20 protein-coding genes and 1 pseudogene are annotated in these 16,296 nt (G+C 64.7%); 14 read left to right on the top strand and 7 right to left on the bottom strand.

What is annotated here, in order from left to right; all coding sequences use genetic code 11:
• Positions 1 to 46: 46 nt before the first annotated feature.
• From hemN to ACFFWD_RS04130, 3 genes and pseudogenes are all read right to left on the bottom strand, one after another.
• Positions 47 to 1,384 (bottom strand): oxygen-independent coproporphyrinogen III oxidase, encoded by a 1,338-nt coding sequence (gene hemN, locus ACFFWD_RS04120; protein WP_376961753.1) that lies wholly within the window; start codon positions 1,382 to 1,384, stop codon positions 47 to 49.
• 11 nt (positions 1,385 to 1,395) lie between these two features.
• Positions 1,396 to 1,623, bottom strand: coding sequence for a hypothetical protein (locus tag ACFFWD_RS04125; protein WP_376961712.1), 228 nt, complete (start codon positions 1,621 to 1,623; stop codon positions 1,396 to 1,398).
• 133 nt (positions 1,624 to 1,756) lie between these two features.
• Positions 1,757 to 1,930, bottom strand: a pseudogene (locus tag ACFFWD_RS04130) (CBS domain-containing protein); the annotation flags it as partial.
• Positions 1,931 to 2,085: 155 nt separating this feature from the next.
• On the opposite strand from ACFFWD_RS04130, the gene ACFFWD_RS04135 reads away from it, so the two are divergent.
• The 6 genes from ACFFWD_RS04135 (at position 2,086) to fixJ (ending at position 5,390) form a co-directional block, all read left to right on the top strand.
• Positions 2,086 to 2,214, top strand: coding sequence for a hypothetical protein (locus ACFFWD_RS04135; RefSeq protein ID WP_376961714.1), 129 nt, complete (start codon positions 2,086 to 2,088; stop codon positions 2,212 to 2,214).
• Between the two features lie 80 nt (positions 2,215 to 2,294).
• Entirely contained in the window at positions 2,295 to 2,489 is a 195-nt protein-coding gene (locus tag ACFFWD_RS04140) for a hypothetical protein (RefSeq protein WP_376961716.1), read from the top strand.
• A gap of 149 nt (positions 2,490 to 2,638) precedes the next feature.
• Complete coding sequence (locus tag ACFFWD_RS04145; RefSeq protein ID WP_376961718.1) at positions 2,639 to 3,007, top strand: hypothetical protein; 369 nt, start codon at positions 2,639 to 2,641, stop codon at positions 3,005 to 3,007.
• Between the two features lie 2 nt (positions 3,008 to 3,009).
• Positions 3,010 to 3,237 (top strand): hypothetical protein, encoded by a 228-nt coding sequence (locus ACFFWD_RS04150; RefSeq protein ID WP_376961720.1) that lies wholly within the window; start codon positions 3,010 to 3,012, stop codon positions 3,235 to 3,237.
• A 117-nt stretch (positions 3,238 to 3,354) separates the two neighbouring features.
• Positions 3,355 to 4,785 carry a PAS domain S-box protein gene (locus tag ACFFWD_RS04155; RefSeq protein ID WP_376961755.1) on the top strand — a complete coding sequence of 477 codons (1,431 nt, stop codon included), beginning with the start codon at positions 3,355 to 3,357 and terminating at the stop codon, positions 4,783 to 4,785.
• On the top strand, positions 4,782 to 5,390 hold the full coding sequence (gene fixJ, locus ACFFWD_RS04160; protein ID WP_376961722.1) for a response regulator FixJ: 609 nt from the start codon (positions 4,782 to 4,784) through the stop codon (positions 5,388 to 5,390). Before ACFFWD_RS04155 ends, fixJ begins: the two co-directional genes overlap by 4 nt.
• A gap of 97 nt (positions 5,391 to 5,487) precedes the next feature.
• Here fixJ and ACFFWD_RS04165 read toward each other — a convergent pair whose 3' ends face one another.
• From ACFFWD_RS04165 to ACFFWD_RS04175, 3 genes are read right to left on the bottom strand one after another with little or no spacing between them, the layout of a single operon-like run.
• Positions 5,488 to 8,238: a bifunctional acetate--CoA ligase family protein/GNAT family N-acetyltransferase gene (locus ACFFWD_RS04165; protein WP_376961724.1), complete on the bottom strand. Its 2,751-nt coding sequence runs from the start codon at positions 8,236 to 8,238 to the stop codon at positions 5,488 to 5,490.
• A complete protein-coding gene (locus ACFFWD_RS04170; protein ID WP_376961725.1) occupies positions 8,220 to 8,696 on the bottom strand; it encodes a CBS domain-containing protein in 477 nt (158 codons plus the stop codon). The genes ACFFWD_RS04165 and ACFFWD_RS04170 overlap by 19 nt, the downstream gene beginning before the upstream one ends.
• A 59-nt stretch (positions 8,697 to 8,755) precedes the next feature.
• A complete protein-coding gene (locus tag ACFFWD_RS04175; RefSeq protein WP_376961727.1) occupies positions 8,756 to 9,229 on the bottom strand; it encodes an Hsp20/alpha crystallin family protein in 474 nt (157 codons plus the stop codon).
• Positions 9,230 to 9,358: 129 nt separating this feature from the next.
• Between ACFFWD_RS04175 and ACFFWD_RS04180 the strand changes: the two genes are divergently transcribed.
• The 3 genes from ACFFWD_RS04180 (at position 9,359) to ACFFWD_RS04190 (ending at position 11,153) form a co-directional block, all read left to right on the top strand.
• Entirely contained in the window at positions 9,359 to 10,345 is a 987-nt protein-coding gene (locus ACFFWD_RS04180) for a zinc-dependent alcohol dehydrogenase family protein (RefSeq protein WP_376961729.1), read from the top strand.
• Between the two features lie 142 nt (positions 10,346 to 10,487).
• Complete coding sequence (locus ACFFWD_RS04185; RefSeq protein ID WP_376961731.1) at positions 10,488 to 10,766, top strand: hypothetical protein; 279 nt, start codon at positions 10,488 to 10,490, stop codon at positions 10,764 to 10,766.
• Between the two features lie 135 nt (positions 10,767 to 10,901).
• Positions 10,902 to 11,153 (top strand): hypothetical protein, encoded by a 252-nt coding sequence (locus ACFFWD_RS04190; RefSeq protein ID WP_376961733.1) that lies wholly within the window; start codon positions 10,902 to 10,904, stop codon positions 11,151 to 11,153.
• A gap of 21 nt (positions 11,154 to 11,174) precedes the next feature.
• Here the strand turns inward: ACFFWD_RS04190 and ACFFWD_RS04195 are convergent, their stop codons facing one another.
• Positions 11,175 to 11,654 carry a CBS domain-containing protein gene (locus ACFFWD_RS04195; RefSeq protein WP_376961735.1) on the bottom strand — a complete coding sequence of 160 codons (480 nt, stop codon included), beginning with the start codon at positions 11,652 to 11,654 and terminating at the stop codon, positions 11,175 to 11,177.
• Between the two features lie 188 nt (positions 11,655 to 11,842).
• On the opposite strand from ACFFWD_RS04195, the gene ACFFWD_RS04200 reads away from it, so the two are divergent.
• From ACFFWD_RS04200 to ACFFWD_RS04220, 5 genes are all read left to right on the top strand, one after another.
• Positions 11,843 to 12,676 (top strand): universal stress protein, encoded by an 834-nt coding sequence (locus ACFFWD_RS04200; RefSeq protein WP_376961737.1) that lies wholly within the window; start codon positions 11,843 to 11,845, stop codon positions 12,674 to 12,676.
• A 334-nt stretch (positions 12,677 to 13,010) separates the two neighbouring features.
• Positions 13,011 to 13,733 (top strand): CBS domain-containing protein, encoded by a 723-nt coding sequence (locus ACFFWD_RS04205; RefSeq protein ID WP_376961739.1) that lies wholly within the window; start codon positions 13,011 to 13,013, stop codon positions 13,731 to 13,733.
• Between the two features lie 17 nt (positions 13,734 to 13,750).
• A complete protein-coding gene (locus ACFFWD_RS04210; RefSeq protein WP_376961741.1) occupies positions 13,751 to 13,918 on the top strand; it encodes a hypothetical protein in 168 nt (55 codons plus the stop codon).
• Positions 13,919 to 14,069: 151 nt separating this feature from the next.
• Positions 14,070 to 14,747, top strand: a complete 678-nt coding sequence (locus ACFFWD_RS04215; RefSeq protein WP_376961743.1) for a helix-turn-helix domain-containing protein — start codon at positions 14,070 to 14,072, stop codon at positions 14,745 to 14,747.
• Positions 14,748 to 15,013: 266 nt separating this feature from the next.
• On the top strand, positions 15,014 to 16,126 hold the full coding sequence (locus ACFFWD_RS04220) for a helix-turn-helix transcriptional regulator (protein ID WP_376961745.1): 1,113 nt from the start codon (positions 15,014 to 15,016) through the stop codon (positions 16,124 to 16,126).
• Positions 16,127 to 16,296 lie beyond the last annotated feature (170 nt).

Genomic DNA, 16,296 nt, shown 5'->3' on the forward strand with positions numbered 1-16,296 from the left:
GATCAAACGAATTTCGCCTCCGCAGCAAAGGACCGGCGACATGGGATCAGATTGCCGTGCTGAATTGCCGGGACGGCGGCCGCCTGTAGGTGTCGAAGGCAGCGGCGACAACGCGCGCGACCGGTCGTCCGATCTCCGTCAGGGCCAGGGTCGTGCCGCGGCGGGTCAGGAGCCCCTGCTGCTGCATCGGCTGCAGCATCGCGAGCTCCTCGCCGAAGTCGACGCCGGGAGCGATCTCGGCGAGATCGACCTCGAACTCGCACATCAGTCGCTCGATGATTTGGGCGCGCCGCCGATCGTCCGCGCTCAGGCGACATCCCCGAATCGTCGCCAGCATGCCGGAGGCAACAGTGCTGACATAGCGCGGCACGTCCGCGACGTTCTGGACGTAGCCGTCGGCAAGAGTGGAGATCGACGACGCCCCGAAGCCCAGCAACGTGGCCCGATCATCGTCGGTGTATCCCTGGAAATTGCGGTGCAGCCGACCGGATGCGGCCGCAAACGCCAAACTGTCACCGGGCCTCGCGAAGTGATCGATTCCGATCTTCGCATAGCCGTGGCGAACAAGCTCGGCCTCGATCAGTTCGGCCTGCTTGATGCGCTGATCGAGCCCGGGAAGCTTTGCCTCGTCGATCTGACGCTGATTTGCCTTGAGCCGTGGCAGGTGCGCGTAGCCGAAACATGAGATCCGATCGGGCGCCAGCGCGCTGACCGCGGCACATGTCGTCCTGATCGATTTTGGCGTTTGCAGCGGCAGGCCATACATCAGGTCGAAGCTCAGCTTCTTGATCCCGGCGCCCCGCAGGCGATCGACCGCAGCCTCAATCATGCCGAGCGGCTGAACGCGACCGATCGCGGCCTGCACCAGCGGATTGATATCCTGGACGCCAAGGCTCGCGCGGGTGACGCCAAGCGCCGCCGAACCATCCGACAGTTCGACGGTGACGTATCGCGGGTCGAGTTCGATTGCGTGTTCGAGATCCCGCTCGAACGAGACGTGCCGCTCAAGCTCGTCAACTACGCGGCGCAGTCCCTCGGCACCCAGGATGCTTGGCGTGCCTCCACCCCAGTGCAGCCGGGAGACGCGAAGCGGCGCCTTCAACAGCCCGGATACGAGCGCGATTTCTGCGATCAAGGCATCGCGGTAGCTCAGCACGACACTGTCGCGGAGCGCCATCTTGGTATTGCAACCGCAATAGAAGCAAAGCTCGCGGCAATACGGCACATGCAGGTAGATCGAAACCGGCTCGGTCGCGTCGAGCCGGCCGAGCCAGCGCGCAAGATCCTTGCCGGCGACCAGCGGGGTGAAATCGGCGGCGGTCGGATACGACGTATATCTGGGTACGCTCAGTCCCGCGTAACGGCGGGCGGCACTATCCATGATGTGCCCCCTGCCTAGCCGCCCCACGCCGACGGCAATGCGGGCGGCGTACGGAGCTCCAGCGCATCGGCGAAAATCGTCCAGTCACGGACGCCCTTTTGCCGGCAGAAGTCAGCCTCCGCCTGTTGCGCGGCCGCCGTCAGCGAAACGGCATCGATCTTGAATGCCGCCTGACAGGCGCGATGCTCGTGACCGGTGTCGTCGCAAACGGTCTTGATGAAACGAACGTCAAATGATGGCATGGCACGTCCTCACCTGCTTGCCCTGCGCCCGAAGCCGGCGCGCAGCGGCCCACCAAATATGACGGCCCGTCAGTCGAGCGCTTTGATCTGTCGCAACGATGCGGACATACTTCGCTTCCGCACCGTCCAGCCTGTCGCTGCGCCGCAGGAAATCACTTTCCGAGATGATGCCGACAAGCTTGCCGTGCTCGTCGGCCACCGGCAGGCCTCTGACATGATGATCGATCATCAAGCCCGCAGCTTCCCGGATTGACGAATCGGGTCCGACAGTGATGACGTGTCTCGTCATGATCTGATGCGCGCGCATTGCAATTCTCCCTCGGTTTTCGCCGGAAGGTTTGCATCGCGTCGCATCGCACACCTTGATTTGGCTCAACCGCGCATTCGCGCGCTCATTTGATGCTGATCAAGGCGCGGCAGCAGCGAACGATGCTGAAACCGGTCGCCCTGGGAGACGGAACCATGATGCTCACTCTGATGGCTTCGATAGGACTGGTCGCGATCGTCGTCGTGACATGCGCGCGAACGCATCTCCTGGCGAGGCAGCCGGCCCGCGCCCCGCAACCGGCACCGCGCCGGCGGCCGTTCTGATCCCCGGCGAATTTTGACCTGCGTCAAAACGGCGGCGGCATCCCGCCGATAGTGTGTGCCTTCCCGTCTGGGGAAAGCACATGGCAGACAGAAAGACTTGGCGCCCCATCATCTTCTCGTGTCCGAACACCGGCGACCGGGTCCAGGGCCTGCTGCCTGGCGACATGCCCGAGCCCGGGGCCGACGACCTGCACCCGGTCTCCTGCGCCGCGTGCGACGGCGTGCATTTCATCAACCTGCGAACCGGTGTGATGATCGGCGCCGAACGCAGCTAAACTCCACGCGCCGCGAGGACCATTTTCTCCGAATACCCGCTGAAACGCCGCCAGGCGCGGCGAACGGCGTGCCGAGCGGTTGACGCAAATCAACGCGTCCGACCGACCTCGTGGGACAAGGATGCTTCCACCAACGGAGGATGTTGATTATGACCGACCACAGCGACCATCGTCTCGGCGCGGGCGCCATCGCGGACGCCATTCAAACCTCTGCGAAGCGGACAATCGCCGTGCAATCGGACATCTCCGACAGACTGATTGAGGCGAACCGACGCTGGCTCGAGCTGATCCAAATCGAATTCACCGCGGCCTGGGAGTTGTTCCGCAAGCTCAACTCCACCGTCTCGGGGGCCGAGAAGATCACGATTTGGCAGGACTGGATGAAGGGCGTCACGGCGCGCGGTGCCGAGGAGTTGACCTACGCCGTCGAAACCGCGCAGGCACTGAACAGCATCGAGTTGAACTGGCTCGGACGGCGGACTGGCGATGCGGCCGACAACACGCAGAAGGCTGCCTGAACTTGCCGATCCGGGACCGTCCGCAGTCCCCGGAGCACAACGGCGACGTGACGTGGGAGCGAATCGAAACGGCGCCCTTTGATCGCGACCTGGCGCTTGCCGTGATCGAGGGAAGCAGCATTCACCAGCTCGTCTTCGCCTGCCGCCGCATCATCGGCGGCTGGATCAAGATTGAAACCGGCGAACGCATCGCCGTACAACCCACCCATTGGCGAGCCTGGCTCAAATAGAGCGGCCCGGCTTGCACGTTACCCGCTTCGCCGCAAACCGGCACATGCCGTCCGCCCGGTGGTCTCCCGCGGGCAAACGTTGTAGTGTCGATCGAACGTGAAGGCTTTCCGGAGATCATGCCCGACCGATTCTGGTACCGCTATGGCACTGCTGCGGCAGCCGCCCTGCTCGCGCTCGCATTGCGCGCGGTGCTGCACCACTATTTCGAGGATCGCACGTTCACGATCATCTACCTCCCGGTCGTCGCTTTTGCGGCATTCGCCGGCGGCCGCGGACCGGCGATCTTCGCGACCCTGCTCTGTATCGGCATCAGCGGCATATTTCTTGGCAAGAGCCTCGTCACCGATCCGGCCAATCTGATCGACGTCGGATGCTTTGCCGTGCTCGGGCCGGTTCTCGGCTTCATGGGCGATCGCCTGCTGCGCGAGTCGGAGCAGGCGCGGTATCGGCAGGCGCATCTGCAGTCGATCCTGGACACCGTGCCGGAAGCCATGATCGTGATCGACGATCGCGGCATCATTCGTTCGTTCAGCGCCGCGGCGGTGCGGCTGTTCGGCTGGTCGGAGGACCAGGTGATCGGCCAGAACGTGTCCTGCCTGATGCCGCAGCCCTATCGCGACGAACACGACCGCTACATCGAGCGCTATCTCACCACCGGCGAGCGGCGCGTCATCGGCATCGGCCGCATCGTGGTCGGGGAACGCAGCGACGGCTCGACCTTCCCGATGGAGCTTGCTGTGGGCGAAGCGCGGGTGCGCGGCGAACATTTCTTCACCGGCTTCATCCGCGACCTCACTGAACGGCGGGCGCAGGAGCGGCGGCTGCAGGAGCTGCAATCCGAGCTGGTGCACGTATCGCGACTGACCGCGATGGGCGAGATGGCGTCCTCTATCGCCCATGAAATCAACCAGCCGCTATCGGCCATCACCAACTACATGCGGGGCGCGAGGGCGCTGCTGACATCGGAGAAGCCCGACGCAAAGCGGATCCGCGATGCGCTCGATCGCGCGGCGCAGCAGGTGCTGCGCGCCGGCGACATCATCAAGCGACTGCGCGAATTCGTCGCCAAAGGTGAGACCGAGCATTCGCTGGAGAATCCGGTCACGCTGCTGGAGGAGGCTGTGGCACTGGCGCTGCTCGGCGCCAAGGAGCAAGGCGTGCGGGTGGCGATCCGCAGCGACCGTGACATGCCATCGATCATCGTCGACAAGATCCAGATCCAGCAGGTCGCGCTGAACCTGATCCGCAACGCGATCGAGGCGATGGCGTCGAGCCCGCGCCGCGAACTGACCGTCGGCGTCGCCAGGACCGATGGCGTCGCCACATTCACGGTCGCCGATACCGGCCCCGGCATCAGCCCCGAAATCACCGACCGCCTGTTCCAGCCCTTTGTCACGACCAAGGAGCATGGCATGGGTGTCGGACTGTCGATCTGCCGGACGATCATCGAGTCCCATGGCGGCCAGATCGTCGCCCGGGCGAACCCCGGCGGCGGCACGATCTTTCAGTTCACCCTGCCGTTTGCGGAGGTTGGAGAAGAAGTATGACTGCGCGGCGTACGATTCTTGTGATCGACGATGACCCGGCGATGCGGGACTCGCTCGCCTTCCTCCTCGACGTCAACGGCTTCGCCGTGAAGACGCATGAGACGGCGACCGACTTTCTCAGTCACTTTACCAACGGCGGGGTCGATTGCATCGTGTCCGACATCCGCATGCCCGGCATGAGCGGTCTCGAGCTCGTCCGCAAGCTCAAGGCCGACGCAGTGGCCTGTCCCATCATCCTGATGACCGGCCACGGCGATGTGGCGCTCGCGGTGGAAGCCATGAAGGCGGGTGCGGTCGATTTCATCGAGAAGCCATTCGAGGATGAGGTGCTGCTGCGCGCGATCCGCGGTGCCCTGGAATCCCAGCCGGCGAAGCCGGCCGACGCCGCGGCCAAGCACCAGGCTGAAGCCCGCCTCGCCGATCTTTCGCCGCGCGAGCGCGACGTTCTGCGCGGGCTCCTGGCAGGCAAGATCAACAAGGTGATCGCCCACGACCTCGGCATCAGCCCGCGCACGGTCGAGGTCTATCGCGCGAACCTGATGGCCAAGACCAATGTCCGCAGCATGTCGGAGCTGATGCGAATCGCGATCGCCGCGGGACTCTAAAGCGCGATGAAATTAGGTTGAATCGTCATCGCGCTTTAGCTTCTTGTTTGAGCATGATCTTTTCGGAAAACCGCTTGACACTTTTCCGGATCATGCTCTAGGCGCCTCCGCGTCCAGGCCGGATCAGGATGTCCGCCCCGATGGCATCCACGCTCGGAAGACGAAGGTCGAGCACGACGTCGACAATGCTGTGATCCTCCGGATCCTGGGTGACGGTGAAGCCGAGGTCCCGGCACATGCCGAGCATCGTCGTGTTCTCGGCCAGCACCTGGCCGGCCAAGCGCTTCAGCCCTTCCGACCGCGCATAGTGGATCAGAAGCTGCATCAGCGCCCAGCCGAGGCCTTTGCCCTTGAGATCGGACTGCAGCAGGATCGCATATTCGGCGCTCTCATACAGCGAATCCGAATGCAGCCGAACCGCCCCCATCATCTCGCCGGTCGCAGGATCCAGCGCCACGAAGGCCATCGCGCGCGCGTAGTCGAGCTGGGTGAGGCGGGCAATGAAGGCATGCGTGAACTCCTTCATGGCATGGAAGAAGCGTAGCCTGAGGTCTTCGGCGGTCACGCGCGCGAAGAAGCGGTGGACGGCAGGCTCGTCGTCCGGCCGCATCGGCCGCACGAGCACCCGCGAGCCGTCGCGCAGGGCAAGCTCGCCTTCCCATTGCGACGGATAGGGCCTGACGGCGAGCCGGGTCTGGCCCGCGAACAGCCGCGCCGGCTTGCGGATCGCCACTCGGGCATCGAGCGCCAGCACGCCGGTCTCATCCGCAAGCAGCGGATTGATGTCGAGCTCGGCGACCTCGGGGATATCCGCGGCCATCTGTGCGAGCTTGACGAGGGTGAGCGGCACGACGTCGGGCGGAACGGCCGGCACGTCGCGATAGGCACCGAGCAGCCGCGAGACGCGCGTCCGTCCGACCAGGTCACGGGCCAGATTCATGTCGAGCGGCGGCAGCGCCAGCGCCTTGTCGTTGATCACCTCCACGGCGATGCCGCCGCGGCCGAACACGATCACCGGACCAAAGGTCGGATCGTCGGCGATGCCGAGGATCAGTTCGCGCGCCGCCCGCCGGACCATCATCGGCTGGATCGTGACACCTTGCAGGCTGGCGCCCGGCCGCGCGCTCCGGGCCCGCGCAAGGACGGTCTCGGCCGCCTCGATGATGCTTTCACGCGTGCGCAGGCCAAGGATGACCCCGCCGACATCGGATTTGTGCCTGATGTCGCGGGAGAACACCTTGACCGCGACCGCGCGCCCCTCGGCCAGGAACGGCGCGGCCTTGTCCGCGGCATCCTCGGCGTCACGTGCCGCAGCTGTCGGAACAATCGGAATGTCATAGGCGTCGAACAGCGCGACGATCTCAACCGGATCGAGCCAGGCCCGCCCGTCAGACAATGCTTTTGCGACCACGTGCCGCGCGGAGGCGATCTCGGGCGTGAACACCGAGGCGACGCTCGGCGGGGTTGCGGCGAGCGCGGTGGAGGCCTCGCGATATCGCACCAGATACATGAAGGCCCGCACCGCATCGTCCTCGGTCGGGAAATGCGGGATGCGCGCGGCTTCAAAGGTCCGCCCGGCGCGCTCGTCGGCGCCGGCCCACGCTGCAAGCACCAGCATCGCGACGGCGCTTCGCTTCGCCCTGCGGTCCCGGACACATTGCGCCACGGCTTCGGCGATCGCTTCGGTCGGGGCGACCGCCGTCTCCACATTCATGACGAGGACGGCATCGCTGTTCGCATCTTCCAGCATCGCATTGAGCGCGGAGACGTAGCGCGCGGCATCGGCGTCGCCGGAGATATCGACGGGGTTGGCGCGCGACCAACCCCGCGGCAACACCTTGTCGAGCCGCGCGACCGTCTCGCCCGTCAAGGTCGCGGGAACGCCACCGAGCTCGGCGAGCCGATCGGTCGCGAGGATGCCGAGCCCGCCGCCATTGGTCAGGATCGAAAGCCGGTTCCCGCGCGGGACGAAGCCGCGGCCGAGCAACTCGGCGCAATCGAACAGCGCGCGCAGATCGTACACGCGCAACATGCCGGCGCGGCGGAAGGCCGCGTCGTAGACCGCATCCGAACCCGCCAGCGCGCCGGTGTGGGTTGCCGCAGCCCTCGCGCCCTGGGCCATCCGCCCTGACTTGACGACGATGACCGGCTTCAGCCGGGCCGCGGCACGCGCCGCCGACATGAACTTGCGCGCATCCTTAACCGCCTCGAGGTAGAGCAGGATCGCATTGGTGCGCTCGTCGAGCGCGAAATGATCGAGCAGGTCGGCGACGTCGACATCGAGCTGGTCGCCGATCGACACGATGCCGGAGAAGCCGAGCCGCCGCTCGGCCGCCCACTCGACCATCGCCGCCGCGACGGCACCGGACTGGGAGATCAGCGCTAAATGTCCTTCGGACGGGCGATGCGCGGCGAAACTCGCATTGAGCTTGGCGTGCGGCACCATCACGCCGAGGCAATTGGGACCGATCAGGCGCATGCGATGCTGGCGCGCCGTGCGTTCGATCGACTCGGCCAGCGAGCCCGCGCCGTGACCGAGGCCCGCCGACAGGATCACGGCGCCGCCGACGCCGACCGCGCCGGCTTCCACCATGATATCGGGAATCGCAATCGCCGGCGCCGTGACGGCAATGAGATCGGGAACAAACGGGAGCGACTTCAGATCCGGAAATGCCCGCTCGCCATCGATGGCGGCGTGCTTCGGATTGACCACGGCGATCCTGCCGGCAAAGCAGCTCGCCTTCACGTTCCTGAGCACGGCAAGCCCCAGGGACGACGGCCGTGAACTGCCACCAACGACAGCGATGCTGCGAGGCGAAAATACCCGCTCTAGGCCAAACGTAGACATTGCACGGTCTCGCAAGGCGCGAGCGGAGGCGCCCGCCGCTTCGTGCAGCGCGCCAACGCCCGCATGACATCCTCGCGAGCGATAATACCGAGCAGATGGTGATACTTGTCAATCACGGGCAGGCTTTTCAGGCGATGTGCGACCATGAGCTGCAGAACCCGCTGCAGGTTCGTGTCCGGATCGACCGCGATCACATCGCACGACATGATCTCATCGACCGTGGTTCCCATGCGATCGTCATAATGCGGCAACATTTGATCCGACGTGAAAGCGAATGCCTTCAGCGCGTCGAGCTTGGTGACGAAGCCGACCACGACATCGTCGCGCACGACGGGATAGGCGTCATAATCGTCCCTTGCGAACATCCGGTACAGGTCGCTCACCGTGGTTTCCGGGGCGACGCTTCGCACACCCCTCGTCATGTTGTTGTCGACGGTTTCCTGGAGAAATTCGTACATGGGTTGATTCCCTTCGGGCGGACTTGAGGCTCGCGAGCGCGCGACGCGCTGCTGAATTTTCAGGCAGCCGATTTGATATCGATCTGCTTGCTCTGCCTGGGCGCCGGCTTCTTGACGATCACCTTGAGCACGCCCTTGGCAATCTCCGCGCTGACATCGTCCGGCTTGACGCCACCGGGAAGGGTCACCGACCGCGCGAACGAGCCGAAGCTGCGCTCGACCAGGTGGTAATCCTTGTTCTTCTCCTCGCGCTCACTCTTCTTCTCGCCGCGGATGGTCAGCCCATTGTCGTCAAGATTGAGCTGGACATCCTTGGCCTCGAGGCCGGGCAGTTCCGCCGAGATCTCGATCACCTCGTCGGTCTCGCTGACGTCCATGCGCGGCATCGCCGTTCCCGGCGCGACAAAGGTGGGGAAGTTGCGGCCGAATCCGTCGAACAGCCCGTCGATCTCGTTCTGCAGGAACGCGAAGGGATTGCTCTTGCGCCGCGCCATTGCGCGCTGGGTTCCAACGGGGATCATGTCCTTGATCATCGGTGCCTCCTGGATGAATCGTGTTCGCGGAGCAACCCTAGGCGGGACGCGCGGATTGGTGTTGAGCGAAATCAAAACGGGTTCAATGTGACATGGTCAAAGAGGTCACAGGCCTGAGCGAGTTCCGTCATGTACGCCATGATCCTGCCCGCGCGCGGCGCGCGGCTGCAATTTGTGGAGCGAGCGGATCCAGTTCCCGGCCCGAGCGAGGTACGGGTCAGGATCGGCGCCTGCGGCGTTTGCCGAACCGACCTGCATGTCGTCGATGGCGAGCTGCCTGACATCACCTACCCGATCGTTCCCGGTCATGAGGTAGTTGGCCGCGTCGACGCGATCGGCGACGGCGTCAGCAATGTTCATCTCGGCATGCGCGTCGGCGTGCCCTGGCTCGGCTCGACCTGCGGACGCTGTCCGTACTGCCGGGAGGGCAAGGAAAATCTCTGCGATCACCCAAAGTTCACCGGCTACACGCGGGACGGCGGCTTCGCGAGCCACCTTGTCGCGGACGCACGGTATTGTTTTCCGCTCGACGAGGATTGCGACGACGCCGAGCTCGCGCCCCTGCTCTGCGCCGGCCTGATCGGCTGGCGTTCCCTGGTGATGGCCGCCGACGGCCGCAACCTCGGCATCTACGGCTTTGGCGCGGCCGGGCATATCATCGCGCAAGTGGCCCGGTCACAGGGGAGGGCCGTCTATGCCTTCACCCGCGCCGGCGACACCGCAGCCCAGCAGCTGGCCTTGTCGCTCGGCGCGCGCTGGGCGGGCGCCTCGGAAGAACGACCGCCGGTCGAGCTGGATGCCGCGATCATCTACGCGCCGGCAGGTCCGCTCGTCCCACTGGCGCTGCGCGCGGTGCGCAAGGGGGGACGCGTGGTCTGCGCCGGCATTCACATGTCTGATATCCCCACCTTTCCCTACAGCATCCTCTGGGGGGAGCGGCAGATCGTCTCGGTCGCCAACCTCACGCGGCAGGACGGCGTCGATTTTTTCAAGGCGGCGGCGCACGCGGGAGTGAAGACCAGCGTCACCGTCTTCCCGCTCGACCAAGCCAATGAGGCCCTGTCGCGCCTGCGCGACGGCAAGCTCGTGGGCGCCGCCGTCCTGAAAGCATGTTGATGCCGATGACGTCGACCGTTTCGACCGCGGATGAAGCCGACCAGACTGGCGTGCGGGCGGTCCTGTCCGGGCTGACCCGGGCAAATGGGACGGTGTACCGGTCGACACGCACTGCTCGGCCGTCTTCCTTGGGCCGGATCTCGTGCTCAAGATCAAGCGCGCGGTCAGGCTGCCCTATCTCGACTTCTCGACGCTGGAGCGGCGGCGGCGCGCCAGCGAGGACGAGCTTGCGATCAACAAGCCACATGCGCCCGCGATCTATCGCAGGGTCGTTCCGATTACACTGGAGGGCGATGGGCTGACGATCGGCGGAAGCGGTCCCGTGGTCGAGTGGGCGGTCGAGATGACCCGCTTCGACGAGAGCCGGACGCTCGACCGCCTGGCTGCGCAAGACGCCATCAACAGGACCGATCCGACGTGATCGAAGTCATGCGCCCGAACGGGCTGCAAGGGATTTCATTCACCCAGATCCCCGGCAACCCGCCCTAAGGGAAAACCCGGAATTGGTCGGGGCGGCGGACTTTGGCAGCATCCGCCGCGCCAACAGGAGGCCATCATGAAACGGCGATTGACCCTTCTCTTCCTCGGAAGCGCGGCGTTCTCGCTGGCGCTCGCGCTCCTCTACATTTGGTGCTTCTCCGACATCCTGCCGCTTGCCTCGACGGAACCGCAATCGATCTGGCGGTTCGAGGCGGCTTTTGTCGTCACCTCCGTCGCCTGGATCGCGGCCTCGGTGTCGGCCCTGTCTGCGGTCGGGTTGCTGCTCTTGGCGTACGGCAACCGCTACGCCGACCTCGACGGCCGCTAGAACAGCCGCATGGGCGTGAGATCAACGCGATCCCGGTGTCCCTGCCACGGTCTGTCCGGTCAATCGCCGCGCAAGCGCCGCAAGCAGCTCCCTGCGGCTGACTATCCCGATGACGGCTCCGGCGCTGACGACCGGGACCTGGACGACATTGTAGATGTCCATCTGCGCGACGACATCGTCGACAGATGCATCGACATTCACGGTGATCGGCGAAGGGCTCATCAGCGCGCCGACCCGCAGCGTGCGCATGCGTTCACGCTCGGGATTGTTCTCCTCGATACCGAGCAGCGCTTCCAGCCAGTTTCCCGACGGCGGGCTGATCCCGAGCTCGTCGCGGTGGAGAAAGTCCCCTTCCGAAACCATGCCGACGAGACCGCCATTGTCGTCGACCACCGGCAAACCGCGCTGATCGGTTTCCAGGAGCAGCTGGACGGCTTCGAGCACAGAAGCGGTCGGCTTGATCGTCGCAAACGAGCTTCGCATCACGTCGGTTGCAAGCATGATCGTCCTCCCCGTCCGGCAGGTGTTTCGGTCGCCCTTCGTTCAAGCTAGTATCATTGCCCGAGGCTGGCTACCGCCAGGTTGATTTGGCTCAAACGCCGCGACGGACGGATATGAGGCAGATCAAAGCATCCGGCGACCGCCCGTGCTCGAATGAACGGCAGCCCCTTCACGCACGGAGAACGGCAATGTTCAGGAACTTATTGGTCCACATTCCCACGGAGCTGTCGGTGCGTCCCGCCGTGGACGGATCGATCTCGCTTGCGGTCGACACCGGCGCACATCTCGATGCGATGGCGATCGGCTACGAGACCACCAGCATGCCCCTGGTCGAGGGCGGCGCGGCCGTCGCCTCGATCTTCGAGGCCGAGCATGTGCGGGCGCTCGAGCGCGCCGAAGCGGCCCTGCGCGTCTTCGAGGCGGAGGCAAGGAACGCTGATATCTCCTACACGACCCGCGCGGTGAACGCGATTGTTGCCGAGGCGCGCGCGATCCTATGCGCGAGTGCGCGGCTGCACGATCTGACAATCGTGACGCAGCCGGAGAGCGACCACACGAGCTACGACAACGTCATTCCACAGGAGATTCTCTTCCAGGCCGGCGGCCCCGTTCTGTTCATGCCGTACACGTTCCGCGGCGCTTTCTCGGCCAGGCGAATCGGGATCTGCTGGGACGGCAGCCGGCTTGCGGCGCGCGCGCTGCATGACGCGATGCCGATGCTCCAGAAGGCCAACGCCCTCTCCGTGATCACCGTCGCCGGATCCGATTCGATCCCGGCGGAGAGCTCGACCGACCATCTGCTGCGCTATCTCGCAAGGTTGGGGCTTCCGGCGAAGATCGCCTCGTTCCCGGCGTCACGCTCGGAGATCCAGCCCGCGCTGCTGTCGATCGCGGCGGACGAAAGCCTCGATCTCCTGGTGATGGGCGGATACGGCCACTCCCGGCTGCAGGAGACGCTGCTCGGCGGGGTGACGCACGACATGCTTCGCTCGATGACCGTTCCGGTCCTGATGTCGCACTGAGCGCGAGATCACCCATCATTGCACGAGCGCTATCCAGTCGAGATGCTGCAGGAAGCGCTCGCCGAGGGAATCGTCACCGGCCATGCCCGAGTTCAGCTTCGAGCCGGACTAAAGCGCGATGAGATTAGGTTGAATCGTCATCGCGCTTTAGCTTCTTGTTTGAGCATGATCTTTTCGGAAAACCGCTTCACACTTTTCCGGATCATGCTTTAGGTCAATGACTTCATCCTGCTCCTGAAATCGCTGGAGAACGGCAAAGCGGGCCGTTGAGCCAGGTCAATGTGCGCGTCCGAAGGCCGTTCTATCTCTCCATCCATCAAATGGGAGGTTCGAGATGCACGCTCGCCAGATCATGACAAAGCACGTTATCGGCGTCAGCCCGCAGACATCGATCCTGGATGCCGCCAACATCATGTTGCGCTGTCACCTCAGCGGCCTGCCGGTGCTCGATGAGAATGGCATGCTCAAGGGAATCGTCACCGAAGGTGATTTCCTGCGGCGCGCCGAGATTGGCACGGGGCGCAAGCGTTCGGCCTGGCTTCAGTTCTTCACTGGCGCGGGCCGCGCCGCCACCGATTTTGTGCATGAGCGCGGCCGCAAGGTCGAAGACGTGATGACGACGGATCCGATCACGGTCGAAGAGCAGACGCCGCTCGAGGAGATCGTGCATCTCATGCAAAAGCACGGCGTGAAGCGGCTGCCGGTCGTGAACGGCCGGATCGTGGTCGGGATCGTCACCCGCGCCGACATTCTGCAGGCCGTCGCGTCAATGGCGCGGGAGGTGCCTGATCCCACGGCCGACGACGAGCATATCCGCGAACGCATCGCGCGCGAGATCAACGCCACCGATTGGCGGCCGGCCGGATTCCAGGTCTGGGTGCGCAATGGCGCGGTGCATCTGTATGGCCTGATCTTCGACGAGCGGACCCGCAAGGCCACGATCGTGCTGGCCGAAAACACCTCCGGCGTCAGGGAAGTTCACGATCATCTCTGCTTCGTCGACGGCTACTCCGGGTACTACGTGGAGTCGCCCGAGGACATCAAGGCTGCAAGCTAACCCCGGAGGACCGCACCATGCCAATCGATTCACTTGTCGTCGCCGCAACCGTCTGCATCATCTTCTCATCGTTTGCCCTGGTGCTCGCTTTGACCGACCGCAGCACCACGCGCTGGCAACGAGAGAGGCAAAGCCGGGAGCAATCCAGCACGCAGGCGTCCTACCCGCATCCGATTGCAGCCTAGAGGCTGCCCAGACGCGGGTCACTGACACCCGCAACGGGGACCTACGTACAAATACTTAGGTGCTCCTACCTAGGGGAAGATTCCAAATTTCCCAATGCGGCGACGGCGGCCAATCTGCGTCCATCGATCTTCCCTCCGATGGAGTGCCGTTATGCAGACCCAGGCCGCCGTTTCTCTCGAGATCAGCCGTCGCCCGACCAACGCCGTCCGTGGCCAGTCCCGCACCGAAGGGCCGTTCGGGATGATCGGTACGCCGATGCGGTTCACCCGCAACAGCGAGATCTACGGCGAGGACGAGGACGCGGAATACCTCTATCAGGTGGTGTCCGGTGCCGTCCGAACCTACAAGATCCTGGAAGACGGACGCCGCCAGATCGGCGCGTTCTACCTGCCCGGCGACATCTTCGGCTTCGAGGCCGGCGAAACCTACATCTCATCTGCTGAAGCCATCTGCGAGACCCAGGTGCTGGTGGTGAAGCGCAGCGCCCTGATGGTCCGCGCAACCCACGAAATGGACCTTGCGCGCCAGCTTTGGGATGCAACCGCGCAGGAGCTGCGGCGCTTCCAGGAGCACCTGATGCTCCTGATCAGCAGCGCGGAAGAGCGGGTCGTCGGCTTCCTGCTCGACATGGCGCGTCGCGCCACGAAGAACGCCGCCGTCGAACTGCCGATGTCGCGGCAGGATATCGCCGACTATCTCGGCCTGACGATCGAAACGGTATCGCGCACCTTTACCCAGCTCGAGCAGGTCGGCGCGATCGCGCTGCCGACTTCGCGCCGGGTCGAGCTGCGCAATCAGGCGATGCTCAATCGCTTGGCGGCAGCGTAAAAGACCTCGAAGAAGCCGCAGAAGGCGCCGCGGGCGCGGCCTTGCCCCATGCGGGTTCGATCTCGGCGTCGACCAGCGGGCAGCCGCGGAAAGTCATTCCTGACACTACGCTTCCGGAGTTCCCGACGAACGCCGACTGCCCTCCGCATCGGCGGCCGCCACGCTCCGGAATCTCACGGACTCCCGCGATATCGCGATCTGGCGTAACGGAATGAATCCGCGGCCCGCGGGTTATTCCATGAGGCAGCGAGGTCTCGGGGCGGCCGATGAAGAACGAACTGCAGGACCATCTGATCGACCTGGTTTATGAGGCCGCCGTCGTGCCCGAGCTGTGGCCGAACGTCCTGCACCGCGTCGGCGGTATCGCCGGAGCTCGCGGTATCGTGCTGCTGACGGCGGACCCGCATGACGTGCGCTGGGTCGCCTCCCCCGATATCCATGACGACATGGCCGCCTATGCCGAAGGCCGCTGGCATGAGCACAACGGACGCTTGCCACGTCTGCTCGCGGCCAATCACGCCGGATTCCTGCGCGACATCGACCTGTTCGATACGCCGGAGGATGTCCAGCAGGACTATCAGATCCGGGAGTTCTTTCGCCCGCGCGGGCTCGGATGGGGTGCGGGTACCGCGATCCCGGTACCGAGCGGCGACATCCTGATCTACAGCGTCGAGCGTGAATATCATCTCGGCCCGATCGAACAGACCGCCGTGGACCAGCTCGATGCGCTGCGTCCGCATTTGGCGCGTGCAGCCCTGTTATCGGCGCGGCTCGGCCTCGAACGCGCCAGGGCGGCCACCGAGTCGCTGGCGCTGCTCGGGCTTCCCGCAGCCGTGCTCCGGCGCGGCGGCCAGGTGATGGCGGCCAACGCGCTGCTCGACCGGCTTATCCCCGACGTGATGCAGGATCGGGCCGACCGCCTAACCCTGACATCGGGCTCCGCCGACGCGCTGTTCGCGCAGGCGCTGTCGACCCTCCACAACAGCCTTGCCAGCACCGACGTGCGCTCGGTCCCGATCGCGGCCGAGGACCAGCGCCCGCCGATGATCGTGCATGTGGTCCCGATCCGCGGCGCAGCCCATGACCTTTTCGCCCAGGCCTTGGCGATCGTGATGGTGACGCCGGTGGTGCCCTCAGAGGTCCCGACGGCGGAGGTGCTGCAGGGCCTGTTCGACCTGACGCCGGCGGAGGCGCGCGTTGCGCGCAGCATCGGCGAGGGGCGCACTGTGGAGGCCATCGCACTCGCCTTTGGCGTCTCCCGCGAGACCGTGCGCAACCAACTCAAGGCGGTGCTGGCGAAGACCGGGCAGCCGCGGCAGGTGGAACTGGCCAGGCTGCTCGCCGGCGCGAAGGTGCCGCCGAATCCATCGGCGGAATAGCTGCACAGCACTAAAGCGCGATGAGATTTGGATGAATCGTCATCGCGCTTTAGGTCTTTGTTTGAGCATGATCTTTTCGGAAAACCGCTACACACTTTTCCGGATCATGCTCTAAAGCGGGATGAAGTTAGCTTGAATCGATTTGGGATTCCCAAATCGGGCGATTTCTG

Source organism: Bradyrhizobium erythrophlei, assembly GCF_042430365.1.
Taxonomy (GTDB): Bacteria; Pseudomonadota; Alphaproteobacteria; order Rhizobiales; family Xanthobacteraceae; genus Bradyrhizobium; species Bradyrhizobium erythrophlei.

Excerpts from the sequence above, each read along its gene's own strand:
- ACFFWD_RS04125 (WP_376961712.1), bottom strand. The coding sequence starts at position 1,623 with ATGCCATCATTTGACGTTCGTTTCATCAAGACCGTTTGCGACGACACC.
- ACFFWD_RS04135 (WP_376961714.1), top strand. The coding sequence starts at position 2,086 with ATGATGCTCACTCTGATGGCTTCGATAGGACTGGTCGCGATCGTCGTC.
- ACFFWD_RS04140 (WP_376961716.1), top strand. The coding sequence starts at position 2,295 with ATGGCAGACAGAAAGACTTGGCGCCCCATCATCTTCTCGTGTCCGAAC.
- ACFFWD_RS04145 (WP_376961718.1), top strand. The coding sequence starts at position 2,639 with ATGACCGACCACAGCGACCATCGTCTCGGCGCGGGCGCCATCGCGGAC.
- ACFFWD_RS04155 (WP_376961755.1), top strand. The coding sequence starts at position 3,355 with ATGCCCGACCGATTCTGGTACCGCTATGGCACTGCTGCGGCAGCCGCC.
- fixJ (WP_376961722.1), top strand. The coding sequence starts at position 4,782 with ATGACTGCGCGGCGTACGATTCTTGTGATCGACGATGACCCGGCGATG.
- ACFFWD_RS04165 (WP_376961724.1), bottom strand. The coding sequence starts at position 8,238 with ATGTCTACGTTTGGCCTAGAGCGGGTATTTTCGCCTCGCAGCATCGCT.
- ACFFWD_RS04170 (WP_376961725.1), bottom strand. The coding sequence starts at position 8,696 with ATGTACGAATTTCTCCAGGAAACCGTCGACAACAACATGACGAGGGGT.
- ACFFWD_RS04175 (WP_376961727.1), bottom strand. The coding sequence starts at position 9,229 with ATGATCAAGGACATGATCCCCGTTGGAACCCAGCGCGCAATGGCGCGG.
- ACFFWD_RS04180 (WP_376961729.1), top strand. The coding sequence starts at position 9,359 with ATGTACGCCATGATCCTGCCCGCGCGCGGCGCGCGGCTGCAATTTGTG.
- ACFFWD_RS04190 (WP_376961733.1), top strand. The coding sequence starts at position 10,902 with ATGAAACGGCGATTGACCCTTCTCTTCCTCGGAAGCGCGGCGTTCTCG.
- ACFFWD_RS04195 (WP_376961735.1), bottom strand. The coding sequence starts at position 11,654 with ATGCTTGCAACCGACGTGATGCGAAGCTCGTTTGCGACGATCAAGCCG.
- ACFFWD_RS04200 (WP_376961737.1), top strand. The coding sequence starts at position 11,843 with ATGTTCAGGAACTTATTGGTCCACATTCCCACGGAGCTGTCGGTGCGT.
- ACFFWD_RS04205 (WP_376961739.1), top strand. The coding sequence starts at position 13,011 with ATGCACGCTCGCCAGATCATGACAAAGCACGTTATCGGCGTCAGCCCG.
- ACFFWD_RS04210 (WP_376961741.1), top strand. The coding sequence starts at position 13,751 with ATGCCAATCGATTCACTTGTCGTCGCCGCAACCGTCTGCATCATCTTC.
- ACFFWD_RS04215 (WP_376961743.1), top strand. The coding sequence starts at position 14,070 with ATGCAGACCCAGGCCGCCGTTTCTCTCGAGATCAGCCGTCGCCCGACC.
- ACFFWD_RS04220 (WP_376961745.1), top strand. The coding sequence starts at position 15,014 with ATGAAGAACGAACTGCAGGACCATCTGATCGACCTGGTTTATGAGGCC.